The organism is Paracoccus nototheniae (assembly GCF_004335005.1).
Lineage (GTDB): Bacteria > Pseudomonadota > Alphaproteobacteria > Rhodobacterales > Rhodobacteraceae > Paracoccus > Paracoccus nototheniae.
Genome location: NZ_RQRT01000147.1, coordinates 1 through 3,225, shown reverse-complemented (window position 1 = coordinate 3,225; position 3,225 = coordinate 1). Strand labels below are relative to the sequence as shown.

General features: G+C 65.2%; 3 protein-coding genes. 2 read left to right on the top strand and 1 reads right to left on the bottom strand.

Annotated elements, in window-relative coordinates:
- The coding region (locus tag EG885_RS22090; RefSeq protein ID WP_278248507.1) for a GcrA family cell cycle regulator at positions 1-356 on the top strand (356 nt) is incomplete at its 5' end.
- A 70-nt stretch (positions 357-426) separates the two neighbouring features.
- On the opposite strand, the gene EG885_RS22085 is transcribed toward EG885_RS22090, so the two are convergent.
- The gene (locus EG885_RS22085; RefSeq protein WP_131578981.1) at positions 427-1,101 is read right to left on the bottom strand and encodes a hypothetical protein; all 675 of its coding nucleotides are present in this window, start codon (positions 1,099-1,101) and stop codon (positions 427-429) included.
- Positions 1,102-1,361: 260 nt separating this feature from the next.
- Between EG885_RS22085 and metG the strand changes: the two genes are divergently transcribed.
- Positions 1,362-3,080: a methionine--tRNA ligase gene (gene metG / locus EG885_RS22080; protein ID WP_131578978.1), complete on the top strand. Its 1,719-nt coding sequence runs from the start codon at positions 1,362-1,364 to the stop codon at positions 3,078-3,080.
- Positions 3,081-3,225: the final 145 nt, after the last annotated feature.

The window sequence follows — 3,225 nt, the reverse complement described above, 5'->3', positions numbered from 1 at the left end:
CCGCCGCAGCCCCGGTGGCCGAGGCAGTCGAGGCCGAAGAACCCTCGACCCAGCCCGCATTCGTGCCGGTGCCGCGCCGTCCGATCGTGCCTGCGGGCCAGCCCTTGCCGCCGCAACCCTCGGCCAACGAGATCAGCCCCGAAGCGCTGGCCTCGGTGCGCGAGGTCGAAAAGCGCGCCAAGAAGCTGACCCTGATGGAGCTGACCGAGCGGACCTGCAAATGGCCCATCGGCGATCCCGCGACCGACAAGTTCTGGTTCTGCGGCCTGCCCTCGGTTGCGGGCAAACCCTATTGCGAGGCCCATGTCGGCGTCGCCTTCCAGCCGATGAGCTCGCGCCGCGACCGTCGCCGGTAAGATAGCGCCGCGCTTGTCGTCAAAAAGCCGCCCCCGACGGGGCGGCTTTTTTCATGGGGCGGGGTGTGGCTCAGACCGGGTGACGACCGGGGTGCGATGCGCGGCGGATCAGGCTGAGCGCCACGACCTGCAGGATCAGGATGGCGCCGAACAGCTCCATCGCTTCTTCGCTGCGGCCCGCCGTGCGGTTGGCCCAGTCCGAGATTTCGATGCCCCAGGGGGCCAGCTTGCGCGCCAGACCGTCCAGCGATTTGGCCACGCCATAAAGGCCAAGCGCCGCCAGCATCAGCCAAGCCCCAACATCGCCGCCGCGCAGGGCCCGCAGCCAGTCGGGCAGATTGCGGCGCAGCAGCCGCAGCCCGGCCCAGACCAGCGTGATCAGAACCGCCGCGCCGATGATCTTGTGGGTCAGCGGCCCGTCGCCCGAATACAGCCGCAGTTGCAGGACACCGCTGTCGGTAAAAGCCTTGTCCCAGTCCAGTTCCCGCAGGCCTGCGGCCAGCACCAGCACCGCCAGGTGCCAGCGCCCCCAATCGCGGCGCCACACCAGATCGACGGTCAGCGCCAACGCGGACAACAGCAGAAACAGCGCCGAGGTCTGTTCGATCGGACCCGATTCGGCAAAGATGTCGGTCACCGTCTCGGCGGTCACCATCCCGGTCATCAACCAGCCCAAGGCCAGAGCGCAGGACAGGGCGAACAGCAGGACGGGATCGCGGCGGCGGTCGGTGGGGGTCTGGGGCATGGGTTGCTCGTGACGGTTGTATGACAGCCCGACCTGTGTGTTCGGTTTGCGCATGTCAAGACGGTCGCCCCCGCACGTCTGCCCTGCGCCGCCGCACAACGCCTTCCGCGCCAAGGGGGCGTGGCGCGCGACCTGGGCGTCGGATGACTGCCTGCGATCCACCCGAACCGCGCCTCCCACCTTTGCGCAGAGTGCCCGCAGACTTTCCTTCACACCGCAACAGGGCTAGAGATGCGGCCATTCCGAAAAGGACGCATGCCATGGCCCGCCACCTCATCACCTCTGCCCTGCCCTATATCAACGGCATCAAGCATCTGGGCAATCTTGTCGGCTCGCAATTGCCGGCCGATCTTTACGCCCGCTATCTGCGGGCGCGGGGTCACGAGGTGATGTTCATCTGCGCCACCGACGAACATGGCACCCCGGCCGAACTGGCCGCCGCCAAGACCGGCGAGGCCGTGGCCGATTACTGCGCCCGGATGCATGCCGAACAAAAGACGCTGGCCGATGGGTTCGGGCTGTCCTTCGACCATTACGGACGGTCCTCCAGCGACCGCAATCGCACGCTGACCCAGCATTTCGCAGGCCGTCTGGCCGATCAGGGCTATATCCGCGAAGTGTCCGAAAAGCAGGTCTATTCCCATGCCGACGGCCGCTTTCTGCCCGATCGCTATATCGAGGGCACCTGCCCCAATTGCGGCTATGACAAGGCCCGCGGCGATCAGTGCGAAAACTGCACCAAGCAGCTGGACCCGACCGATCTGATCAACCCGCGCAGCGCGATCAGCGGTTCGACCGATCTAGAGGTGCGCGAGACCAAGCATCTGTATCTGCGCCAATCCGCCCTTAAAGGCGAAATCGCCGACTGGATCGACGGCAAGAAGGACTGGCCGATCCTGACCACATCAATCGCGCGCAAATGGCTGACCGATGGCGACGGCCTGCGCGACCGGGGCATCACCCGCGATCTGGACTGGGGCGTGCCGGTGAAACGCGGCGACGCGGAATGGCCGGGGATGGAGGGCAAGGTCTTTTACGTCTGGTTCGACGCGCCCATCGAATATATCGCCGCGACCGCCGAATGGGCCGATGCGGCGGGTGGCGATGATGCCGCATGGCGCCGCTGGTGGCGTCTGGACGAAGGCGCGGATGACGTCACCTATACCCAGTTCATGGGCAAGGATAACGTGCCCTTCCACACGCTGTCCTTCCCGGCCACGCTGATCGGGTCGGGCGAGCCGTGGAAGATGGTCGATTACATCAAGTCGTTCAATTATCTGACCTATGCGGGCGGGCAATTCTCGACCTCGCAGGGGCGCGGCGTGTTCATGGATCACGCGCTGCAGATCCTGCCCGCGGATTACTGGCGCTGGTGGCTGCTGTCCCACGCCCCCGAATCCGGCGACAGCGAGTTCACATGGGAAAATTTCCAGCAATCCGTGAACAAGGATCTGGCCGATGTGCTGGGCAATTTCGTCAGCCGCATCACCAAGTTCTGTCGCGCCAAATTCGGCGAAGCGGTGCCCGAAAGCGGCGATTACGGCCCCGAGGAACAGGTGCTGATCACCAACCTGACCACCCGCATCCGCGCCTACGAGGCCAATATGGAGGCGATGGAGGTCCGCAAGGCCGCGTCCGAGCTGCGCGCCATCTGGGTGCTGGGCAATGAATACCTGCAATCGGCGGCCCCCTGGTCGGTCTTCAAGACCGATCCCGACCGCGCGGCCATGCAGGTGCGCATGGGTCTGAACCTGATCCGCCTGTATGGGGTGCTGTCCGTGCCCTTTATCCCCTTTGCCGCGCAATCGACGCTGCAGGCGATGAATGCCACCGATGCGGACTGGCCCGGCGACGTGGCGCAGGCCTTGCAGGCCCTGCCCGCCGGTCACGCCTTTAGCGTCCCCGAGGTGCTGTTCGCCAAGATCACCGATGAAAACAGCGCCGAATGGGAACAGCGTTTCAGCGGCGTGCGGGCCTGACTGTCGCATTTCGGCAACAATCGTGATCGGGCAGGGTGCAAGCCTTGCCCCTTCCGCTAAGCGGTCCTATTCCCGACAAAATTACCCAGGCTATCGGCTTTTCCCCTCTGGCCGTACCCCCAGGCAGATTGTCCCTCCCCGCACA

What these genes read in the sequence shown, in the direction of transcription:
- metG (WP_131578978.1), top strand. Translation starts at nt 1,362, where the DNA reads ATGGCCCGCCACCTCATCACCTCTGCCCTGCCCTATATCAACGGCATC.
- EG885_RS22085 (WP_131578981.1), bottom strand. Translation starts at nt 1,101, where the DNA reads ATGCCCCAGACCCCCACCGACCGCCGCCGCGATCCCGTCCTGCTGTTC.